This is a genomic window from Legionella sp. PC1000 (genome assembly GCF_014109805.1).
In the GTDB taxonomy this organism is placed as follows: domain Bacteria; phylum Pseudomonadota; class Gammaproteobacteria; order Legionellales; family Legionellaceae; genus Legionella; species Legionella resiliens.
The window spans coordinates 246,768-268,963 of the sequence record NZ_CP059400.1 but is presented as its reverse complement, the minus strand read 5'-3'; the positions used below and the strand labels follow the sequence as shown (position 1 = coordinate 268,963).

The following is a 22,196-nucleotide window of genomic DNA, read 5'->3' as shown; positions in this document are numbered from 1 at the left end:
AAATAAAACAATTCTTACCCTGCTGAATTTTTCCATATTTATAAAAATCATTGCGGCCAAGGTAAAATTGCATTGCAAATGCGGCTATTATGCGAAAAAACACATCAAAAGGCAAAGAGAAGCTGTCGCATTATAAGTAATGCAATGTATAATATCTCTTTTAATCAAAATGAGATTGCTTATGAATTGCTTGTTTTGCAAAATTGCACAAGGTGCAATCCCTGCATCAGTAGTTTTCGAAGACGATGAGATAATGGCTTTTCGTGATCTCAACCCGCAAGCTCCTAAACATCTGCTGATTATTCCGAAGCAACATATCGCTACGTTGAATGATGCCAGCGATGAAAACCAGGCCCTGTTGGGAAAAATGATTTTAGGGGCAAAGAAAATTGCTCAAACTGAAGGAATAAGTGACACAGGATACCGATTAGTTTTTAACATTAATCCCGATGGCGGCCAAACAGTATTTCACATTCATTTACATTTACTGGGCGGACGTCACATGACTTGGCCCCCGGGGTAGGAAAAAACTATGGAAAAACTATATAAAGAACTGCTAATACAACTAGGTGAAGATATAACTCGAGAAGGGTTAGTTGATACTCCTGCACGTGCTGCCAATGCCATGCGTTATTTGACTAAGGGCTATAATGAAAGCTTGGAAGAAATTATCAACGATGCGCTTTTTGATTCCGACATGAGTGAAATGGTCATTGTGAAGGATATCGAAATGTACTCCATGTGCGAACACCATTTACTTCCTTTTCTCGGAAAATGTCATGTGGGATACATACCCAATGGAAAAGTAATAGGCTTATCAAAAATAGCACGTATTGTTGATTACTTCGCTCGACGCTTGCAAATTCAAGAACGATTAACTACGGAAATAGCGAGCTGCTTGGAATCGATTACTGGCGCACGCGGTGTGGCAGTAGTGATTGAAGCAAAACATCTGTGCATGATGATGCGTGGCGTTGAAAAGCAAAACTCAGTAATGACTACTTCAGTTATGCTTGGCGATATGCGTAATAATCCGACCAGTCGGGCTGAATTCTTAACCTTGACACATAATAAATAAATACCCACTCCTGTATTCATTTATAGCCGAGATGAAGCAAGCACCTGAATCTCTCAATCTCATCCTTCGCTTACGCCCTTCCTTCACGTTTGTTCGTGGGGCCAGGCGTAGAGTTAGATTGGTTTTTGAGATGTATTATAAGATTCAGGTGATGCACAGCGAAACCAGGGAAAACGTATTCATGTATTCCTGGGCTAGATTTTACTTCGCCCAGGCTACAATCAAATTATTCCCTGCATCTCCTTGAAGAAGAGGGACTATCTTATTCTTCTTCGCCACGATTGCCCACATCAGCTGCTTCATGATGCTCTTCTTCATGATGTTTTTCTTCAGCAGGAGCAGTTGTGGTTTCTTCTGCTTGCGGTTTATCTTTCCACTCAAGCTTCACACGTCCCTGCTTATCAATCCCAGCAACAAATACTGCGATCTCTTGACCTTCTTGCAATACAGATTCGACTTTTTGCGATCGATCACTGCAGATTTGGGAAATATGGAGTAGCCCATCTTTTCCAGGTAAAAGATTAATAAAAGCGCCAAAATCAACAATCTTACTTACTTTGCCTTGATAAGTTTGGCCCACTTCAATTTCTGCGATTAATGCTTTAATTTGTTTTTGTGCTTCTTCCAATGCTAGCATATCTGGAGAAAATAATTGAATTACACCTGTATCATCTATATCGATAGACACGCCTGTACTTTCAATTAACCCCTTAATCGTTGCTCCACCTTTACCGATAATAGTTCGTATTTTGTCTTCAGCAACTTTCATTGTGGTAATACGTGGCGCATGCTGGGATAATTCTTCTCTATGCTCAGCTAAGGCATTATTCATGACACCAAGAATATGTAAGCGGCCAGCTAAGGCTTGATCTAAGGCTTGCTCCATAATTTCATTGGTAATTCCTTGGATTTTAATATCCATTTGTAATGCGGTGATTCCCTGTTCAGTACCCGCTACTTTGAAATCCATATCCCCTAAATGATCCTCATCACCTAATATATCAGTTAACACAGCATACCGCTCACCTTCTTTAATCAAACCCATTGCAACTCCAGCAACAGGTGCTTTTAATGGAACACCTGCATCCATCAGCGCAAGACTGGTTCCGCATACAGTAGCCATTGAGCTTGATCCATTCGATTCAGTGATTTCGGAAACAACTCGTAACACATAGGGAAATTCATTTGCTTCAGGCAATACAGCCATGATTGCTCGTTTTGCTAAACGGCCATGCCCAATTTCTCTACGTTTAGGACTACCAACCATGCCCGTTTCCCCTACTGAATAAGGAGGGAAATTATAATGCAACATAAAGCGGTCTTTCGTTTCGCCGGCAATATTATCTAAAATTTGCGAATCACGCTCATTACCTAAGGTAGCAACAACAATAGCCTGTGTTTCACCACGAGTAAACAAAACAGAGCCATGTGTTCTTTCTAAAAGTTTGGTGCGGATAGCAATAGGACGGACTGTTTTATGATCGCGGCCATCAATGCGTGGCTCACCATCAAGAATACGATTGCGCACTGTAGCACGCTCTATTTCAACAAACATATTACCAATAACGTCTGCTTTTAACTCATCATTCTCAGCTTGAAATGCAGCAATTGCTTGATTTTTTAATTCATCAAGTCGCTGATAACGCTCTTGCTTGTCTTTAATCAGATATGCAGATTCAACTTCTTGTTTCACCATGTCTGAAACTCGTTCTTGTAAATAAGAATCGACTTCAGGAGCAGTCCATTCCCAGCGTGTTTTTCCTGCTTGCGCAGCGAGCTCCTCAATTGCTTTGATCACGCTTTTCATCATTTCATGACCAAACATGATCGCACCGCGCATAATGTCTTCGCTTAATTCTTTTGCTTCTGATTCAACCATCAAAATAGCATCTTTAGTACCTGCAACAACTAAGTCCAGCCTTGATTGCTCTAACTCTTTACGGCTTGGATTTAATAAGTAAATACCCTCTTTATAGCCAACACGGGCAGCACCTATTGGCCCGTTAAAAGGAACACCAGAAAGAGCTAAAGCTGCGGAGGAGGCTATCATTGCCACAATATCAGGAGAAACTTCGGGGTTTAAGGACAGTACAGTGACAATGACTTGTACTTCGTTACAAAAACCATCCGGAAACAAAGGACGAATAGGACGGTCAATAAGTCGTGAAGTCAGTGTTTCATTATCTGTGGGTCTACCTTCACGCTTGTTAAATCCCCCAGGTATTTTACCTACTGCATAAAACTTTTCCTGGTAATTTACTGTTAATGGAAAAAATCCATTTTCTTCGCCACCTTCTTTTTTGCCAACTACAGTAGCTAATACTTGAGTACCATTCATATTGGCCAATACTGCCCCATCAGCTTGTCGTGCAATTTCGCCAGTTTCCAATATAAGAGTGTGGTCACCAAATGCTATTTCTTTTGTAAACTTAGCCACGTAATCTTCCTCATTAAGTAATTATAACGAAAAAAAGGCGCAGAAAATTGCGCCTTTATTTAAAGTATCTTTTATAAAAGTACATTTCTATTTCTAAAGAAATGTATTTGCTCATCAATCAATAAGAATCTCTAAGTTCCAGAGATTGGATCAACTTTTGATAGCGAGCATCATCGTTTCGCTTTAAATATTTTAACAACTTACGACGCTTATTAACGAGTTCTTGTAGCCCACGTCGAGAATGAAAATCTTTTTTGTGTTCTTTAAAGTGCTCGGTTAAATATTTGATACGGCTTGTAATGATCGAAACCTGAACTTCAGGTGAACCTGTATCTGTATCAGAACGCTTATATTCTTTAACAATTGCTGCTTTATCCGCGCTGCTTAGCGACATTATACACTCCCGGAACTACTAAGTATTCATTTAAAGGCGAACATTCTACCAAGGCATGTCCAACGAAACAAGTACTGAAATTTATTTTTGTGCAAAAAATTTCATATTTAGTTAGAATATCTCATTTACACTTCGAAAAGATTAAAAAGAAAGTAATCGTTTCGCTTTAATAGTACCTTGCGTATTTCGTTCGCCTAACCCAATAAATTGTGCTTCTTTATCATAAAGACGAACACAATCTGTTATTTCTACCTCTAGCTTATTTGTTACTACTCTGCCTTGGCGAATTGCGAGCAGTTCATCATCTGAAAGGGTCACTGGCTCAAAATGGTCAACTGCTCGATCCATAGGAATTAAGCATGCAACTCTCTCCGACATAGACATACTCTCTAATTCGTCTAGCGAATACATAGGCATATTTTCTAAACCAGATGTATGCACTCGATGCAACTGCGTCACATGAGCCCCTACACCTAAAGCATCGCCAATGTCTTCCACTAAATTACGAATATAGGTTCCTTTGCTGCACGTCACAGTTAATGAAAATTGAATTCCATCGAATGCGTTAAGTTGTAAATTACTAATCAGGATCTCACGTGCTGTCCTTTCAATGTTGATCCCTTTTCTGGCTAAACGATAAAGAGGAACACCATTGTGCTTTAACGCGGAAAACATAGAAGGAATCTGCTTTATATAACCTGTATGCTGCATCAATACGTGAAGCAAACTTTCCTCGGAAATGGTGAATGCTTCCGCACGAGCAATTACTTCACCTGTTGCGTCAGCAGTATTGGTTTTGATGCCTAATAGACCGATAGTCTGATAACATTTATCTGCATCGAGCAAAAACTGACATACTTTAGTTCCTTCACCAAAACAAAGAGGCAACATTCCAGTAGCGAGAGGATCTAGACTTCCAGTATGCCCTGCTTTTTGCGCTCCCAATAGTTTTTTTGCCTTCTGGAGTGCCGTATTTGAGGTCATTCCTTCCGACTTATTCAGCAACAAAATTCCATCTTTTATTAAAGGGTTAATCGCGTTCATTATCATCAGAGGATGGCGGATTCACTTCATCGATGAGACGACTTAAGCGTTGTCCATATTCTATTGATTCATCATATACAAAATGAAGCTGGGGAACTGTCCGCAAAGTAATGCTTCGCGCCAAAGCACTGCGCAAATAACTCGCAGCAGCATTTAAAATAGCTACTGCTGTTTTTTTATCATCGTTAAGGACAGTAAAATATACTTTCGCATGTCCCAAATCAGCAGCAACTTTGACTGCTGATATGGTCACGAAACCTGTTAAGCGCGGATCTTTTACTTCTTTAGGTATTATTTGAGCTAGTTTGCGCTGAATCATCTCAGCGATACGATCTGTACGTTTAAAATTATGCCCCATGTTTATAAATCACGCTTAATTTCTACTGTTTCATACACTTCAATAAGATCACCTGGTTTCACGTCATTGTAATTTTTGACTCCAATGCCGCATTCAAACCCTTGGCGAACCTCTACCACGTCATCCTTAAATCTTCGTAATGACTCCAAAGTTCCTTCATAGATTACCACATTGGCGCGCAGCACACGAATAGGGTTATTTCGCTTAATAACACCTTCAACGACCATACACCCAGCAATCGCACCAATTTTTGGTGATTTGAATACATCCCGAACTTCTGCAATACCAATAATTTCTTCTTTGAATTGCGGCGCAAGCATTCCAGTTAATGCACCTTTAATCTGATCAACAATATCGTAAATGACACTGTAATAATGTAGTTGCACTGATTCATGTTCCGCTAATTTCTTAGCACTGCTATCTGCTCTAACGTTAAACCCAACTAAAATTGCACTAGATGCTATAGCCAAGTGAACATCAGATTCAGTGATACCACCAACACCACTTGAAATAACTTCCACCTTAACTTCATCTGTAGATAACTTCACTAAGGCATCTGAAATGGCTTCCAGAGAACCCTGAACGTCTGCTTTAAGTACAACGTTAAGCACTTTGGACTCACCAGCAGCCATATTTTCCATGATGCCTTCAATAGTTGATTTCTGACGTCTGGCTAGTTTTACATCACGGAATTTACCTTGACGGAACAGGGCAACTTCTCTGGCTTTTTTCTCATCAGGAACAACAACTGCTTCATCTCCAGCATGAGGAATTGCTGATAAACCAAGAACCTCGACTGGAATTGATGGACCAGCATAATCAACCATATCTCCATTATCACCAACAAGAGCACGTACGCGGCCATATTGGAATCCGGCAAGCAGGATATCTCCTTTATGGAGCGTTCCACTCTGTACCAATACCGTTGCTACAGGGCCTCTACCTTTATCCAAACGTGATTCTATGACAACACCTTTAGCGGCACCATCAGTAACTGCGGTCAGTTCTAAAACTTCAGATTGTAACAATATTGCATCAAGCAGATCATCAATACCCACACCTGACTTCGCAGAGATATTGATAAACATGGTATCACCACCCCATGCTTCTGGAATGACTTCATGTCCTGTTAATTCATTCATGACACGTTCAGGATCCGCATCTGGCTTGTCCATTTTGTTAATTGCAACAATAATCGGCACCTTCGCTGCTTTCGCATGTTGAATTGCCTCTATAGTTTGCGGCTTCACTCCATCATCTGCAGCAACAATCAAAATAACAATATCCGTGACCTGTGCACCTCGAGCTCTCATCGCTGTAAATGCAGCATGACCTGGGGTATCTAAGAAAGTAATATCGCCCTTGGGTGTACTCACGTGGTATGCACCAATATGTTGCGTAATACCACCAGCTTCACCAATAGCAACTTTAGTGCGGCGAATATAGTCAAGTAGCGAAGTCTTCCCGTGGTCCACGTGCCCCATAATTGTAACTACAGGTGCTCTAGATTCTGTATGACTGCCTTTAGTAATGGACTCTCCCAGACCTAGCTCAATGGCATCTTCTTTAATGATTCGTGCTTTATGGCCCATCTCTTCTACTACAATAACCGCAGTTTCTTGGTCAATAACCTGGTTTATAGTCGCCATTGCTCCGAGTGACATCATCACTTTAATGACCTCAGCAACTTTTACAGACATTCTTTTTGCTAACTCAGCAACAGTGATGGTTTCGGGTACCAAAACTTCTTTTACTACAGGTGCAGTGGGTAATGCAAAACTATGTTTTAATGATTCTTCGGCTTCTCTTAATTTGTCTGACTTCTCAACGCCTTTACGCTTTTTAAATTTACTACGCCCGCCGCGTCTATGTATTTCTTGCTCTTCTTCATCTCGATCATAAGCGGATTGATATTTAGGTTTTTTCTTCACTTTTCTAAAGTCTGACGCATCAGATTCAACTACTTGTTCTACATGCTTCTTTTTAGATGGCTTTTCCAGTTTGTGATCTTCTTTTTTAGGAAGTTCTGCGATTTCTTCAGGTGTGCTTGTTTTTTCAAGAGATTCTTCACTATGGGATCCCTGGTGCTCTTTAGTCCCCTCATCCCCTGGCTTCTCTGCCGATTCGAGTTGCTCTTTTGCTTCAACTGCCTCAATAGCTGCAGCAGTTTCTCCAACATGTTCCTCTGTCTCAGGAAATGTTTCAGATACAGATTGAGTTTCAGAAACAACTTCAGCAGGATGTTGCTCGAGTACACTCCGATTTTCTTCAGGCATAACATCAGGTTCTTCAATTTCAGGTTGCTCTACTATTGGGGTACGTTTTACAAATACCTTTTTCTTACGTACTTCAACATTCACAGTTTTTCCACTATGAGCGTCATGGCCGACAGTAACCCGTGATAAGCTTTTCCTTCTCAAAGTAATTCTTTCCGGCGAAACATTGACATCACGGAGAGAAGTTCTCTTCAAATGATTAAGTAGGATCCGTTTTTGCTCTTCATTCACAGTCTGTTGGTCATCAGAAAAAGACAAACCTGCTTCCTGTAACTGGTTCAATAAGCGTTCAACCGGAATACCAACGACTTGGGCTAATTGTTTAACCGTCACATCCGCCATATTTTAATCCCCTTTCAGCAGTTATATTCGCTATTTAAGAACGAACTGCATATTTGCACTACATTAATTTATAATAAATCCATAGCCTTATAAAAACCATGGTTCTCTGGCCTTCATAATTAAAGAACCGGCCTTTTCTTCAGTCATTCCTTCAATTTCCAACAACTCATCGACAGATTGCTCAGCTAAATCCTCCATGGAAGTAATTCCCTTCGAGGCTAATTTGTTAGCTAACTCGTTAGTCATGCCTTCCATTGAGAGTAGCGATTCGTCAGGTGAGCCAGATAGCTCTTTTCCAGAAGAAAGAGCCATAGTGAGTAACTTATCGTTTGCTCTATTTCTTAATTCTTCAACAATTTCTTCATCAAATTCTTCTATAGCAAGTAATTCTTCCTTAGGCACATAAGCAACTTCTTCAAGAGAAGAGAAACCATGCGCTACTAGTAATGTAGCAATTTCTTCATCAATTTCCAGTGCGGAAGTAAATAATTTAACAATTTTACTTGACTCTTCCAAATTTTTATTTTCAAACTCGTCTGTAGTCATAACGTTCAAGGTCCAGCCAGTTAATTGACTTGCCAAACGAACATTTTGACCATTTCGACCAATTGCCTGAGAGAGTTGATCTTTTTCTACAGCCAGATCCATAGTATGTGTATCTTCATCAACAACAATAGAAGAAATTTCTGCTGGAGCCATCGCATTGATCACTAACTGAGCCGGGTTATCATCCCATAGAATAATATCCACCCGTTCCCCGCCAAGTTCACTGGAAACAGCCTGAACTCGAGCACCACGCATACCTACACAAGCCCCTACAGGATCAATTCGTCCATCATTGGTTTTAACTGCAATTTTAGCCCTATTTCCTGGATCACGTGCTGCAGCTTTAACGTCAATAACATTCTCGCCAATTTCTGGAACCTCTATGCGGAAAAGTTCAATAAGCATTTCATTACGTGTCCGGCTTACAAACAACTGTGGTCCACGAGCTTGAGGTGTGATCTCATATAAGTAAGCACGAACTCGATCATTTGGACGAAACATTTCATGCGGCAACATCTCACTACGTGGTAAAAATGCTTCTGCTTTACCACCTAAATCGATAATAATATTATCGCGAGTTACTTTCTTAACAGTTCCATAAATCAGCTGTCCTAACTTGCTTCTGAATTGATCAATGACTAGCTCACGCTCCGCCTCTCTAACTTTTTGCATAATAACCTGGCGCGCCGTTTGGGCTTCAATTCTTCCAAATTCAATTGATGGTATTGATTCTTCTATGCGATCACCAGTTTTTGCGTCTGGATTGCGCTCTTTTGCTTGTTCAACAGTTAATTGGCGCTCAGGATGCTCTAGCTCATCCTCATTAACTACATCCCAATACCTGAAGGTTTCATACTCGCCTGTACGAGGATCTAACTTAATTCTTACACCTATATCCAAACCAAAGATCTTGCGAGTTGCAGACTCCAGTGCGGCCTGAATGGCAAGTATAATAACATCTTTACTTACACCTCTTTCGTTTGATAACGCCTCTGCAACCAGTAACAATTCTTTGCTCATTGTTCGCCTCTCTATACTGTCAAATTTGCTTTCACAATATTTGAAAAAAGTAACTCTTGATCTTCGTTATTTATGTTAAGTACTAAAGAATTTTCAGATGCTGAGACAATAGTACCTATTAATTTACGTTTACCATTTACCGGCTTAAAAGTTTTTACTTGTACTTCATGTCCTATATAACGTTGATATTGCCAACTTTTAAATAAAGGCCTTGGAATGCCGGGTGATGACACTTCCAAACTGTAATTTCCAGAAATAGGATCTTCCACATCAAGCAAAGCGCTCACTTGATGACTTACTGCTTCACAGTCTTCGATTCCTATTCCAGCAGCCTTATCAATATATATGCGCAATAAGGAATGCCTACCTTGTGAAAGATATTCACATCCCCAAAACTCATAGCCCATATCTGTAATCGTAGGAGCTAACAAATGTTCCAATTCATCTTGTATCATAGTATTAACAAACTAAAAAGGGCACGTATGCCTAATACAAATACAATAGGGTAACCTGAGCTTGGACAAGGACTAAACTCTGGAAGTGTTATCTTTAAAGCAATTAGTTCCGAGCGTGACCTTGGCTTTACTGGGCTACTACTATCAGTGCAGTTACAAATTATACATAATAAAAAACCCCATAAATGGGGTTCAAAATAAGTGGTAGCGGGGGCAGGATTTGAACCTACGACCTTCGGGTTATGAGCCCGACGAGCTACCAGGCTGCTCCACCCCGCGTCAACTGATGGCAAGTATACTGAGAGTCAGTACTCTTAGCAAGTACTTTCGCTTAAGATTATAAATAAATATATATTCTATATGATAAAAACGAACAATTTTCTCATGCAGAAGCAAATTACTCTATTTTAGGGCTTGGTTACAATTCGCTAGAGTAAGCCGCAAGCCTTGATTATCGAGCATATAAGCCAGGCATATATATATGCCTCCATCAAGGCCTCGCGAAAGAGAGTAGGATTGCATACAGGCCCTAGGTCCCAAAAGCATTAATGCAAGCTACAATTAAGGCGCTGGGAAAAATACCTAAATAAAGTAGCGACAAACAGTTGAGGGAAAGTATTAAAACATTTCCTTTATTCATAATTACAGGATCAACCTGTATGGGTTTATCGAAATACATGATTTTAATAACTCTTAAATAGTAATATGCACCAATTACTGTAAAGAATAAACCAAGCACTGCAACCCATGTCATTTGAGCATCAACTAGGGCTTTGAGAACAAGTAATTTAGTAAAAAACCCAACAGTGGGTGGAACACCTGCAAGTGAAAACATAATAATTAACATCAAAAATGCAAGCCAAGGGTTTCTTTTGTTAAGTCCTTTTAAATCATCGATATTGTCAATTTCCATTCCTTGTGTAGACATTAAGACAATTAGACCAAATGCAGCTGCAGAAGTTATTCCGTAAACTAAAATATAGTAGAGTGCGGCTGAATAGCCCGCGTTCGTAGCGGCTAAAATACCAAACAGAGCATATCCTATATGTGATATTGCTGAATAAGCCAGTAAGCGTTTTATACTGGTTTGTACCACGGCAAATAAATTACCCAACCCTGTTGAAAGCAAAGTAATTACCAGTAGAATTTGTTGCCATTGCGCGCTAATATCTACCAGACCAATAGTTAACAACCTAAAGGTCATCCCTACTGCTGCAATCTTTGGTGCAGCACTAATAAATAAGGTAACTGAACTTGGAGCCCCTTGATATACATCGGGCGCCCACATATGGAAAGGAACTGCTGCCAATTTGAATGCAACCCCAGATAGGATAAAAACCAAGGCAAACACAAGCAATGTGTTTTGCTGCTGCCAGTTCGCAGCAATTGCATTTGCAACGTCGAGTAAGTCCAGTTTTCCTGTTGCTCCATAAATTAGGGAGATACCGTACAAGAGCATGGCAGATGCGATTGAGCCCATTACAAAGTACTTCATTGCCGCTTCAGAAGCATCACCATCAGTTCTTCGAATAGCCGTCATGGCATATAAAGGTAATGACAATAATTCCAATCCCAGAAAAATAGTGAGTAACGAATGTGCTGAAACTAAGAACATCATTCCCAAGGTAGAAAACATTCCCAAAATATAGTAATCACCAGCAGGCATTTGACGTTCATCTATGTAGTTTCTTGAGTAAATAAAGCTCAACAATACTGAAAGGTATATAAAAAACTTCATTAAATTTGCAATATCATCGCTGATAAATAGACCATTAAGCGTAATTACCTTAAACGTACCAATATAGAGGAAACTAACAACAGCAGCTAAAACCAAACCGATACAGGATATAAAATAGGCTATTGATTTACACCGATCCCGCAAAAATAAATCAGCAAGCAATGCAATGCACGCTGCGGTTAACAGGATTATTTCCGGAAGGGCTACGTGGATATTTTCAAGTAATGCTGTCATATTGATTAACCTTGATTACAATTTTGATTGACTTGCTAATGCCAGAGTATGGCTTACTGTTTGATGTATATATTCCAACATTGGCTTAGGATAAACGCCCATAGCGATAACCATCAAAGCAAGTAGGATATAAGCACTTAACTCATAGCCCGTAAGATCTTTTAACGCTGCAACTTTTTCATTTGCTACAGGGCCAAAAATAACACGTTTGTACATCCATAGATTGTATCCAGCTGCTGTGATGAGCGTAGTCGCCGCCCAAAATGTTACCCAGAAACCTGCTTTAATGGAGCCTAGAATCACCATAAATTCACCAACAAACCCAGAAGTACCTGGTAATCCTGCATTCGCCATACAGAAAAGCATAAAAAACGATGCAAAGATTGGCATGGTATTCACTATTCCGCCAAAATCTGCTAACCGTCGGGTATGCATACGATCATAAATGTAACCTACGCCAGCAAAAAGAGCACTTGAGACAAAGGCATGAGAAATCATGACCACAATTGCACCTTCCAAAATTAGGCCAGCGGCGCTCAATCCTGTTTGTTTTGCAATTGCAAAAATTGCAAAAGAACCCAATGTCACAAATCCCATATGTGAAATTGAAGAGTATGCAATTAAACGTTTCATATCTTTTTGGATGATTGCAACCAGGGCAATATAAACGACTGCAATTAAAGACAAGGCTATCATTATGCCAGCATAACGGCTACAGGCATCGGGGACAATAGGTAAAGAGAAACGGATAAATCCGTAAGCACCGAGCTTTAATAAAATTGCTGCTAATACTATTGAGCCACCTGCTGGAGCTTCAGTATGCGCATCAGGCAACCAGGTATGTACTGGAAACATGGGTATCTTGATTGCAAAACCAAGGAAAAATGCAATAAAAATCAGTGTTTGAGCAGTCATTCCCAGTTTAATTGCATAAAATGCTTCAATATTAAATGTACCTGCTATATAGCCCATATATAAAAAGCTAGCCAACATGAGCACAGAGCCTAAAAAAGTATATAAGAAAAATTTAATTGCGGCATAGACGCGATTATCTGATCCCCAAATACCAATAATTAGGTACATTGGGATTAGTGTAGCCTCCCAAAACACATAAAATACGATTGCATCCAACGCGGAGAAAACACCAACCAATAATCCCTGCATAATTAAAAATGCAGCCAAGTATTGAGAAACTCTATTGGTAATACTCTCCCAGGTTGCCAGTATCACAACCAAATTCGTAAAGACAGTAAGAACAATCAAAAGTAAAGACATTCCATCGATACCCAAGCTATAGCTAATTCCTAAAGCGGGCATCCATTGGAATTCCTCCAAATATTGCATTCCTAATACTTTAGGATCAAAACCTACAACAAGAGGAATACAAAGTAGCAAGCAAAGTATTATGGTAAACAAAGCCAAATAACGCGAAATATTCGGGCTACGATCGTCTCCAGCGAGAAGAACAAAAACACCGCCTATTATCGGTAACCAAATTAGTAAATTGAGCAAATAATGCATACCTTCACCCTATATTCAGCCGAGTACCAACCAGCATAAAAATCCAAGCAATCCAAAAACCATTACCGCTGCATAATGATACAGATAACCGCTCTGTATCACACGACCTTTAGCTGAAAACCATCTAATAAGTCGACTGCCGCCGTTAACAACCAAACCATCGATCAACGTTTGATCACCCACCCTGTAAAACGCAGTTCCTATGCCCTTAGAACCTTTTACAAAAAATAAATTATTAAACGCATCAAATCCATATTTATTCATCAGTATTTTGTAAATGAGTGAGAAATAACGTGCCAAAAATCCCGGAATCGAAGGAACAGCGATATAACAAAGCCAAGCAATAAAAATCCCCGCTATAGTAATCCAAAAAGTAAGTGAAAATACTGAATGCAACATACTTTCAAACGGAGAAGTAACTTCATGAGCGAGTTCCGCCAGAACATTATGTTGAGGCAGAACAAACAGAGAGGAGCCTAAAATAGTTGGATTATCAAAAAGCATTGGCATATACAACACATAACCCAACATAATTGAAGGAATAGCAAGTAAAACAAGCGGCAACCATACGACCCATGGGGACTCATGCACATGACTTAAGGTATGTGCATCCATGCGTGGCTTACCATGAAACGTCATAAATAACGATCTAAAGGCATACAGCGCAGTAACTCCCGCACCAACAACTACACAGAAATAGGCATAGCTGCTACCAGGGATCTGTGATAACTGAGCCGCCTCAATAATAGTATCTTTTGAATAAAATCCCGCAAACGGAGGGACAGCACACAGAGCCAGGGAGCCAATTATGAAAGTCACATACGTAATTGGCATTTTATTCCATAAACCACCCATTTTTCGCATATCTTGTTCATGATGCATTCCAATGATTACTGAACCAGCACCAAGGAATAAGAGTGCTTTAAAACATGCATGTGTAAGCAGGTGAAACATCCCTGCGCTATAAGCAGAAGCACCCATTCCAACCATCATATAACCCAGTTGTGATAACGTTGAATAGGCTACAACACGCTTAATATCATTCATAACCAGGGCTAAAATACCTGTAAACAATGCTCCGGTTGCACCAATAACTAGAACCACACTTAATGCCGTGGTGGAAAATTCAATTAGAGGAGAAATACGTGCAATCATAAATACCCCGGCGGTAACCATGGTTGCAGCATGAATCAATGCGGAAATAGGCGTTGGACCTTCCATAGATTCTGGTAACCATACATGCAGTGGGACTTGCGCCGATTTACCCATAGCACCAACATATAAAGCCAAACAAATCACTGTAACTAAGGACCAGGGATGTCCGTGGAATAGTTCAATATTTTGACTTGCCAGGTAGCTTACGCTTTTGAAAACAGTTTCATAATCGATACTTCCGGTATATGCAAAAATCAGAGCTATACCTAATAGAAAACCAAAATCGCCCACTCGGTTCACGATAAATGCTTTAAGGCTACCTTCAATCGCTGATTCCTTTTGGTACCAAAATCCGATAAGCAAATAAGATACTAACCCTACACCTTCCCAGCCAAAGAATAATTGTAGAAAATTGTTGGCACTTACTAACATAAGCATCATGAAAGTAAATAGAGAAATGTAGCTAAAAAAGCGTTGGTAACCATCGTCATCTGCCATATATCCAATACTGTAAATATGTACCAGCAAAGAAATAAAATTTACAGTAACCAGCATAACCACGCTAAGAGGGTCGATCAAAAAACCTATATTGAATTCAAACGGGAGTATTAAACCACCGTTAGCCCAATGATAAACCACTGTACTTTCAGTTGAAATAGCTCCTGAGAATAGTTGCCAGGCAACATGCAACGATATTACAAAAGAAATTGCAACTCCCAAAATGGTAGCTGTATGGGCTCCAACTCTTCCGATTTGATTACGGAAAAAACCGGCAATTATTGAACCTGCCAAAGGAGCTAAAACGATTATTAGACAAAGTTGTTGGATACTCACAATGTTAACCTTTTAAATGATTCATCTTATCAACGTCAATATTGCCTCTATTTCTAAAAAGCAACATCACTATGGCTAATCCTATTGCTGCTTCTGCGGCAGCAACTGTTAAAATAAAAAAAACAAAGACTTGACCACCAATTTCATTATAATAATGGGAAAATGCTACGAAATTAGTATTTACGGCAAGCAACATCAATTCGATACATACGAGCAATAAAATGATGTTTCTACGATTCATCATTATGCCGATAAGACCAAAACCGAATAAAATCGCACCCAGAATCAAATAATTATTAACAGGTATCATATAGAATTCCCCAACCTTATTTCTCTGCTTTCATACTAATTAATTCAACCCGGTCATTTCTACGTGTCAGAATTTGTTGTTTTACATCCTGCCTTTTCGATTTTCTGGGACCTCTATGTACTAAAGTAATTGCAGAAATAATTGCAATTAACAACAGCGCAGCTGCAATTTCAAAAGCCAGGAAATAATCGGTATACAAAACCAAACCCAAGGCTTCAGTATTCGATACGGGCTGTGCTTCAGGATTATTTTGCTCTGCATTAAATGATTGCACGCTCGTGATTTCGTTGGTTTTTGTTTCAACATTAGCCTTAAATGTACCCGCAGGAATAGATACCATTAACAGCCCTGTTAATAAAGCAACCAGAATTAAGCCAAAAGGTAAGTAACGTCGGTAATGACTCTTAATTATTTCAACATCAATATTAAGCATCATCACAACAAACAAGAACAGTGTCATCACGGCGCCTACATACACCAACACTAAAATCAATGCGAGAAACTCTGCTTGGGCAAGTATCCATAATACGGCACTCGCAAAAAAAGTAACTACAAGAAACAAAACGCTACGGACAGGATTGTCTTGAATAATTACCATAAACGCAGCACCTACTGCTATAGCCGCAAAAACATAAAAAATAATTTGAATTAGTAATTCATGCATACTTTACCCCGTTATCGGTATTTTTCATCAGCAGCTCTATCTGCTGCAAGTTTCGGCTCCAGCAAATCACCAAGCGCAAGGAGCTTCTCTTTGGTCATAATATTTTGACCTCGTTCACTGACATGGTAGTGATGTACTGGCGTAACAACTATGGAATCTACAGGGCAAGATTCTTCACATAAACCGCAATTAATGCATTTAAACACATCAATATCGTATCGCGTTGTTCGACGCGATCCGTCTTCACGTTCTTCTGATTCTATGGTTATTGCCAGTGCAGGGCAAACTGCTTCACATAATTTGCACGCAATGCAACGTTCTTCACCATTGGGATAACGGCGTAAAGCAAGTGCTCCTCTAAAACGGGGAGAAATCGGGGTTTGTTCCTCTGGAAACTGTACCGTTATTTTTTTCTTGAAAAAATATTTACCAGTTAGCTTTAAACCCTGCAATAATTCTATGAAAAGAAAACTGCGTATGTAGTATTTAATATATTGATATGCTTTTTTCATCGGCTTCTCTATTAATCATTAAAACCAAGGTTTAACATGTGTAACCACCATTAACGCAGTTACAATAATCCAAACAATGGTGACCGGAATGAGTACCTTCCAGCCTAAACGCATAAGCTGGTCATAACGATAACGAGGAAAAGTAGCTCTTATCCATAAATACACATACAGGAAAAAGCAAACTTTTACGATTAACCAAACAAATCCGGGTACAACAAAAAATATGTTCTCTAAAAATGGAATCCCTTCAAACGGCGACATCCAACCACCCAAAAACAGGATGCTGAGGAGTACAGAAATAAGGATCATGCTCGCATATTCGGATAAGAAGAACAGTGCAAACCCTATCCCAGAATATTCCACATGGAATCCTGCAACAATTTCGGACTCACCTTCAGCCAAATCAAAAGGTGCTCTATTTGTTTCAGCGATTCCTGCAATCCAAAACACAAAAAATAGTGGAAGCAGGGGAATAAACCACCAATGTAAAATCCCGCCTTTTTGTGAATTAACAATATCCGTAAGATTCATACTGCCTGCAGCCAGAAGTACGCCTACTAAAGCAAAACCCATAGCAATCTCATAGGATACAGTTTGCGCAGTACTTCTTAGAGCACCAAACATCGCATATTTGGAGTTAGACGCCCACCCAGCGATTAAAACGCCATAAACTCCAAGTGAGCTCATTGCAAAAATATAAAGAACTCCCGCATTAATATTTGCTAAAACTATCCCTTCCTGAAAAGGAATAACTGCCCAACCTGCCAAGGCAGGAACCAAAGCAAACAACGGTGCGGCTATAAAAAGATATTTATTGGAGCGTGTAGGTATAATAATTTCTTTAGTAATTAACTTTATTAAATCCGCAATTGGTTGGAGCAAACCACGTACACCCACACGATTGGGTCCTATACGTGCTTGTATGTAGCCAATAACCTTACGCTCTGCATAGATTAAATATGCGACACATAGTAGCAATGGTACTACGATTACTAATATTTTAATGATGATCCAAATTAATATGCCAATATCTTGCAGCATTTTTTTACCTGCCTAGCGCTTAATAGTTATTGCAGCAAATGAATGACCCAAATCAACTGTCTCAGGCATCGCGTTTGCTACCCATACAACATCCGCCGCAATGCGTTCATCACGTTTAAGCGGCAATGTTATCTCAATATCTCCCTGAGATACAGTAGCAATATCGTCTAATTTCAATCTATCTGCTGTTATAGGATTGATACGTATGCATGCTGATTCAGCGGCGGCGCATAATTGCAGCTCTTTGGCGTTTCTAACAATCGCATCACTGCGATAGAGTGGCCACTCACCTACTCGAATCAATGATTGATTCATTAGAGGCAGGCTCTCAGGATAATAGGGTTTATAATCTTGCTCCATTGTGATTGCAACACTATTTTTTATTTCTGACAAGATATCTTCAGTTGACAGATATTCAAAGCCATCACAATGTAATAAGTTACCGAGCACTCTCAATATTTTCCATGCAGGTCGAGATTCACCATGAGGAGCCAAAGCACCTTTTACTGTTTGCCAGGTATTATTAATATTAATATATGTCCCTGAGGTTTCAGCATAGGGTGCCATAGGTAAAATAACATCGGCATAATCATGCATTGATTCATGATTATAAGCAGACATTAATACAACAAACTCCGCACCCAGCATTGACTGTCTTGCACCATAAGGATTTGCAAAATCAAAACCAGGTTCTACTCCCATTAAAAAATAGGCTTTAAGTTTACCGTTCAGTGCTGCCTGCACATCCAAACCTGGAGTAGAGTCTGTTTTGCCGGCAGTGGTTCGGTGAGGAACCATACCCGCCAACCACGCACCTGCCGTGTTTGCACCCTGAGTGAGCCTTAAAACTTTGGCTCCGCTTAATTTCTCGATATGGAAAGCTAATGTACGCAATAAAGAAGCTTCAGGATGATTTTCGCAAAGAGCGCCAGTAATTAAGCATGCTTTTTCTTCTTTCAATGCTTTGGCAACTCGTTGAATTGCTTTATCTGCTTCAAGACCTATCAATAATTTTTGTACTTCTGTAGGTAATTTCTTTATATCGCCGGCCAGTGCTAAAGCAAGCTTGGCAAGTTGCATTGGCATTTCTAAAGGTGAAATAATGAATCGATCACTTAAATCAAAACGATATTCGAAATCTACTGGATTTATAGCGTAAATTTTAGCTCCATTGCGAGCAGCTTTACGCACTCTTACACCAGCTAGAGGCACTTCTCGATCAATGTTACATCCAACAAGCACAATTGTATTTTGTAATTCGACTTCTTCATAAGGTAATGAATTTTTTGGTGTCGTACCCTGATGCTCCTGATCTTTGAAATCTACTTGCTGCAATCTGTGATCAAGATTATGAACCCCGATGTCACGCATTAATTTTTGCAACAAATACATTTCTTCCAATGTAGAGGAACTTGAGGAAAAAGCCGCTACTTGCTCAGCACCATTTTGTTTTATAACGCGAGCCAGTCCTTCTGCAGTAAATTTCAGAGCAGTTTCCCAATCGACAACTTCCCATTGTCCATTACGTTTAATCTGGGGTTGGCTGGCTCTTAACGGACTATTTAAACCCAAATAACTAAATCGGTCCCGGTCAGCGAGCCACGTTTCGTTAATTGCCTCATTTTCTTTAGGAACAATACGCATTAACTTGTTTCGACGCGTATGCAAGTAAATATTTGAACCGAGGCAATCATGTGGCGCTACCCCATCATGTTGGGTGAGTTCCCAGGCTCTCGCAGTAAAGCGAAAGGGTTTTGAAGTTAACGCACCAACAGGACATAAATCGATAATATTACCCGAAACCTCTGATTTCATGCTGTGTTGAACATAGGTCCCAATTTGCATGTGTTCGCCGCGCCCTGTTGCACCTAACTCTCTTAATCCGGCAATTTCCTCACCAAATCGAACGCAGCGAGTACAATGGATGCAGCGAGTCATTTCAGTTGAAATCAGCGCACCTAAATTATCATCGTCTACGGAACGTTTGGTTTCTGTATATTGTGATTCACCCGCACCATATCCCATGGATATATCTTGAAGCTCACATTCTCCGCCCTGATCGCAAATTGGACAATCTAGTGGATGGTTAATAAGCAGGAATTCCATGACTACTTTTTGAGAGTGCAGTGCTTCTTTCGATTTGGTAAAAACCTTCATCCCATCGGTAATTGGGGTTGCACATGCAGGAACTGGCTTGCGGCCATTTTCTACTTCAACTAAACACATGCGGCAATTTGCAGCCACAGATAATTTTTTATGATAACAAAAACGTGGGATATGAATACCTGCCTCATCGGCAACTTCGATGATCATTTTCCCGTTTTCTGCTTCAAATGTCTTACCGTCGATTTCAATAGTAGTAGTCATGGTCAAACCTTTTAATTATGCTGCGACGATCGAGCGTTTATGCTTAACGAAGTATTCAAATTCGTCGCGGAAATGCGTAACAAAACTTTGTACAGGCCAAGCTGCTGCCTCACCGAGTGCGCAAATAGTGCGTCCTTCGATATTATTCGCAACATTGACTAGCTTTTCTACATCCCCAGGTTCCCCATGGCCTTCTTTAATACGGTGTAATAATCGGACTAGCCAGCCTGTACCTTCACGACATGGAGTACATTGACCGCAGGACTCATCCATATAAAATTCAGAAATACGGTATAACGCATCAACCATACAGGTTGTTTCGTCCATAATAATTACCGCACCAGAACCTAACCCTGAACCTGCTTTTTGGATGCTGTCATAATCCATATCAAGTTTCATCATTACATCGCCAGGTAATACACGCATGGACGAACCGCCAGGAATCACTGCTTTAATTTTCCGGCCCTTAATCACTCCACCAGCTAACTCAAGAAGCGTTTTAAATGGTGTTCCCAACGGGATCTCGTAATTTCCTGGTTTATTGACATGACCGCTCACACTAAAGCATTTAGTTCCACCATTATTGGGCTTACCGATTTTTAAAAACCACTCGCCACCTTTTTCCATAATGACCGGAACAGAAGCAAAAGTTTCTGTGTTATTTATGGTTGTAGGTTTTCCATATAAACCATAGTTAGCAGGAAATGGAGGTTTAAACCGCGGCTGACCTTTTTTCCCTTCTAGGGAATTAAGCAATGCAGTCTCTTCACCACAAATGTAAGCGCCTGCACCCAAATGATTATACAAATCAAAATCAATGCCGGAGCCTAAAATATTCTTACCAAGCAAACCTGCCGCATAAGCCTCTTTCAATGCGGCTTCTGTACGCTCATAAGGTAACCAAAATTCGCCCCGGATGTAGTTATACCCCACAGTTGAACCCATGGTATATCCAGCAATCGCCATTCCTTCAATAAGTTGATGTGGATTTAGGGCAAGTATTTCCCGGTCCTTACAAGTACCTGGTTCGCCTTCGTCAGAATTACATACCACATACTTCTGTACCGGACTATTACGGTTCATAAAACTCCATTTCAATCCGGTTGGGAATCCTGCTCCCCCTCTACCTCGCAAAGCAGAGGTTTTTAATTCATCAATAATTGTCTGTGGAGAAGTTTGCTCTTTTAATATTTTTCTCCATGCACTGTATCCACCAACACTTTCATAAGCAGATAGCGTCCAAGGCTCTGGTAGATGAAATGTTCGATAACAAACTTGATTTAATTCAACCACGGTAACCACCTCTATCTTTTATTGGTATTCTTCCAACACTTTATCTATAGATTCAGGAGTCAGATTTTCATGATAATCCTTGTCCACCTGCATCATTGGTGCGTTAACACAGGCACCTAAACATTCAACAGATCTTAAAGTAAAACGTCCATCATCTGTGGTTTCGCCCAGCTTTATGTCCAATTTTTTTTCCAAATAGTTAACAATTGCGGCTGAGTCACGCAGCATGCAGGAGATATTGGTACATACGTTTATCGAATGTCTGCCAACCTGCTTGTGTTCGTACATAGTGTAAAAACTAGCTACCTCATATACGGCAATTGTAGGCATGTCGAGATAGTCAGCTACAGCATCCATTAATTCGGTCGTTAGATGACCATGCTCTTCTTGGACAATGCGCAGAGCACTCATTACGGCTGATTGCTTTTGATTTTTTGGATATTTTGCTATCCAATGATCGATGTCCTTTATTCTTGGAGCTGACACCAATTGATGTAATATTTTTGCTGAATTATCAGACATTTCTAAACCTTTATTAATTTAAATTACAATTTTCTGGAATGTCATTTTAATAATC

At 39.9% G+C, this 22,196-nt stretch carries 18 protein-coding genes, 1 tRNA gene and 2 pseudogenes; 2 read left to right on the top strand and 19 right to left on the bottom strand.

Annotation, left to right across the window (positions count from 1 at the left end; genetic code table 11):
* Window positions 1-181 precede the first annotated feature (181 nt).
* Both FOLKNPGA_RS01205 and folE read left to right on the top strand, forming a co-directional pair.
* Window positions 182-523, top strand: coding sequence for a histidine triad nucleotide-binding protein (locus tag FOLKNPGA_RS01205; protein WP_182351379.1), 342 nt, complete (start codon window positions 182-184; stop codon window positions 521-523).
* A 9-nt stretch (window positions 524-532) separates the two neighbouring features.
* Window positions 533-1,078 (top strand): GTP cyclohydrolase I FolE, encoded by a 546-nt coding sequence (gene folE, locus FOLKNPGA_RS01200; RefSeq protein WP_182351378.1) that lies wholly within the window; start codon window positions 533-535, stop codon window positions 1,076-1,078.
* A gap of 262 nt (window positions 1,079-1,340) precedes the next feature.
* On the opposite strand, the gene pnp is transcribed toward folE, so the two are convergent.
* The 19 genes and pseudogenes from pnp to nuoE all read right to left on the bottom strand — a co-directional run bounded on the left by pnp (window position 1,341) and on the right by nuoE (window position 22,141).
* On the bottom strand, window positions 1,341-3,515 hold the full coding sequence (pnp, locus tag FOLKNPGA_RS01195; protein WP_182351377.1) for a polyribonucleotide nucleotidyltransferase: 2,175 nt from the start codon (window positions 3,513-3,515) through the stop codon (window positions 1,341-1,343).
* A gap of 118 nt (window positions 3,516-3,633) precedes the next feature.
* A complete protein-coding gene (gene rpsO, locus FOLKNPGA_RS01190; RefSeq protein ID WP_182351376.1) occupies window positions 3,634-3,909 on the bottom strand; it encodes a 30S ribosomal protein S15 in 276 nt (91 codons plus the stop codon).
* 141 nt (window positions 3,910-4,050) lie between these two features.
* Window positions 4,051-4,953: a tRNA pseudouridine(55) synthase TruB gene (truB, locus tag FOLKNPGA_RS01185; protein WP_182351375.1), complete on the bottom strand. Its 903-nt coding sequence runs from the start codon at window positions 4,951-4,953 to the stop codon at window positions 4,051-4,053.
* Complete coding sequence (rbfA, locus tag FOLKNPGA_RS01180) at window positions 4,940-5,311, bottom strand: 30S ribosome-binding factor RbfA (RefSeq protein ID WP_182351374.1); 372 nt, start codon at window positions 5,309-5,311, stop codon at window positions 4,940-4,942. Before rbfA ends, truB begins: the two co-directional genes overlap by 14 nt.
* Before the next feature lie 2 nt (window positions 5,312-5,313).
* A pseudogene (gene infB, locus FOLKNPGA_RS01175) lies at window positions 5,314-7,332 on the bottom strand (translation initiation factor IF-2); the annotation flags it as partial.
* 248 nt (window positions 7,333-7,580) lie between these two features.
* Window positions 7,581-7,929 (bottom strand): annotated as a pseudogene (locus FOLKNPGA_RS19155) (translation initiation factor IF-2 associated domain-containing protein); the annotation flags it as partial.
* Window positions 7,930-8,016: 87 nt separating this feature from the next.
* Entirely contained in the window at window positions 8,017-9,495 is a 1,479-nt protein-coding gene (gene nusA, locus FOLKNPGA_RS01170; protein ID WP_182351372.1) for a transcription termination factor NusA, read from the bottom strand.
* An 11-nt stretch (window positions 9,496-9,506) separates the two neighbouring features.
* On the bottom strand, window positions 9,507-9,950 hold the full coding sequence (gene rimP / locus FOLKNPGA_RS01165) for a ribosome maturation factor RimP (RefSeq protein WP_182351371.1): 444 nt from the start codon (window positions 9,948-9,950) through the stop codon (window positions 9,507-9,509).
* Between the two features lie 202 nt (window positions 9,951-10,152).
* Window positions 10,153-10,229, bottom strand: a tRNA-Met gene (locus tag FOLKNPGA_RS01160).
* Between the two features lie 250 nt (window positions 10,230-10,479).
* Window positions 10,480-11,922: an NADH-quinone oxidoreductase subunit NuoN gene (gene nuoN, locus FOLKNPGA_RS01155; protein WP_182351370.1), complete on the bottom strand. Its 1,443-nt coding sequence runs from the start codon at window positions 11,920-11,922 to the stop codon at window positions 10,480-10,482.
* A 15-nt stretch (window positions 11,923-11,937) separates the two neighbouring features.
* Window positions 11,938-13,443, bottom strand: a complete 1,506-nt coding sequence (locus FOLKNPGA_RS01150; RefSeq protein ID WP_182351369.1) for a NuoM family protein — start codon at window positions 13,441-13,443, stop codon at window positions 11,938-11,940.
* 15 nt (window positions 13,444-13,458) lie between these two features.
* On the bottom strand, window positions 13,459-15,432 hold the full coding sequence (gene nuoL, locus FOLKNPGA_RS01145) for an NADH-quinone oxidoreductase subunit L (RefSeq protein WP_182351368.1): 1,974 nt from the start codon (window positions 15,430-15,432) through the stop codon (window positions 13,459-13,461).
* A 4-nt stretch (window positions 15,433-15,436) separates the two neighbouring features.
* The gene (nuoK, locus tag FOLKNPGA_RS01140; RefSeq protein ID WP_019232919.1) at window positions 15,437-15,742 is read right to left on the bottom strand and encodes an NADH-quinone oxidoreductase subunit NuoK; all 306 of its coding nucleotides are present in this window, start codon (window positions 15,740-15,742) and stop codon (window positions 15,437-15,439) included.
* A 16-nt stretch (window positions 15,743-15,758) separates the two neighbouring features.
* Entirely contained in the window at window positions 15,759-16,406 is a 648-nt protein-coding gene (locus FOLKNPGA_RS01135) for an NADH-quinone oxidoreductase subunit J (protein WP_182351367.1), read from the bottom strand.
* A gap of 11 nt (window positions 16,407-16,417) precedes the next feature.
* Window positions 16,418-16,918 carry an NADH-quinone oxidoreductase subunit NuoI gene (gene nuoI, locus FOLKNPGA_RS01130; protein ID WP_182351366.1) on the bottom strand — a complete coding sequence of 167 codons (501 nt, stop codon included), beginning with the start codon at window positions 16,916-16,918 and terminating at the stop codon, window positions 16,418-16,420.
* Window positions 16,919-16,936: 18 nt separating this feature from the next.
* On the bottom strand, window positions 16,937-17,959 hold the full coding sequence (gene nuoH, locus FOLKNPGA_RS01125; protein ID WP_058516489.1) for an NADH-quinone oxidoreductase subunit NuoH: 1,023 nt from the start codon (window positions 17,957-17,959) through the stop codon (window positions 16,937-16,939).
* Window positions 17,960-17,971: 12 nt separating this feature from the next.
* A complete protein-coding gene (nuoG, locus tag FOLKNPGA_RS01120; protein WP_182351365.1) occupies window positions 17,972-20,326 on the bottom strand; it encodes an NADH-quinone oxidoreductase subunit NuoG in 2,355 nt (784 codons plus the stop codon).
* A gap of 15 nt (window positions 20,327-20,341) precedes the next feature.
* The gene (nuoF, locus tag FOLKNPGA_RS01115) at window positions 20,342-21,619 is read right to left on the bottom strand and encodes an NADH-quinone oxidoreductase subunit NuoF (RefSeq protein ID WP_182351364.1); all 1,278 of its coding nucleotides are present in this window, start codon (window positions 21,617-21,619) and stop codon (window positions 20,342-20,344) included.
* An 18-nt stretch (window positions 21,620-21,637) separates the two neighbouring features.
* A complete protein-coding gene (gene nuoE / locus FOLKNPGA_RS01110) occupies window positions 21,638-22,141 on the bottom strand; it encodes an NADH-quinone oxidoreductase subunit NuoE (protein WP_182351363.1) in 504 nt (167 codons plus the stop codon).
* Window positions 22,142-22,196 lie beyond the last annotated feature (55 nt).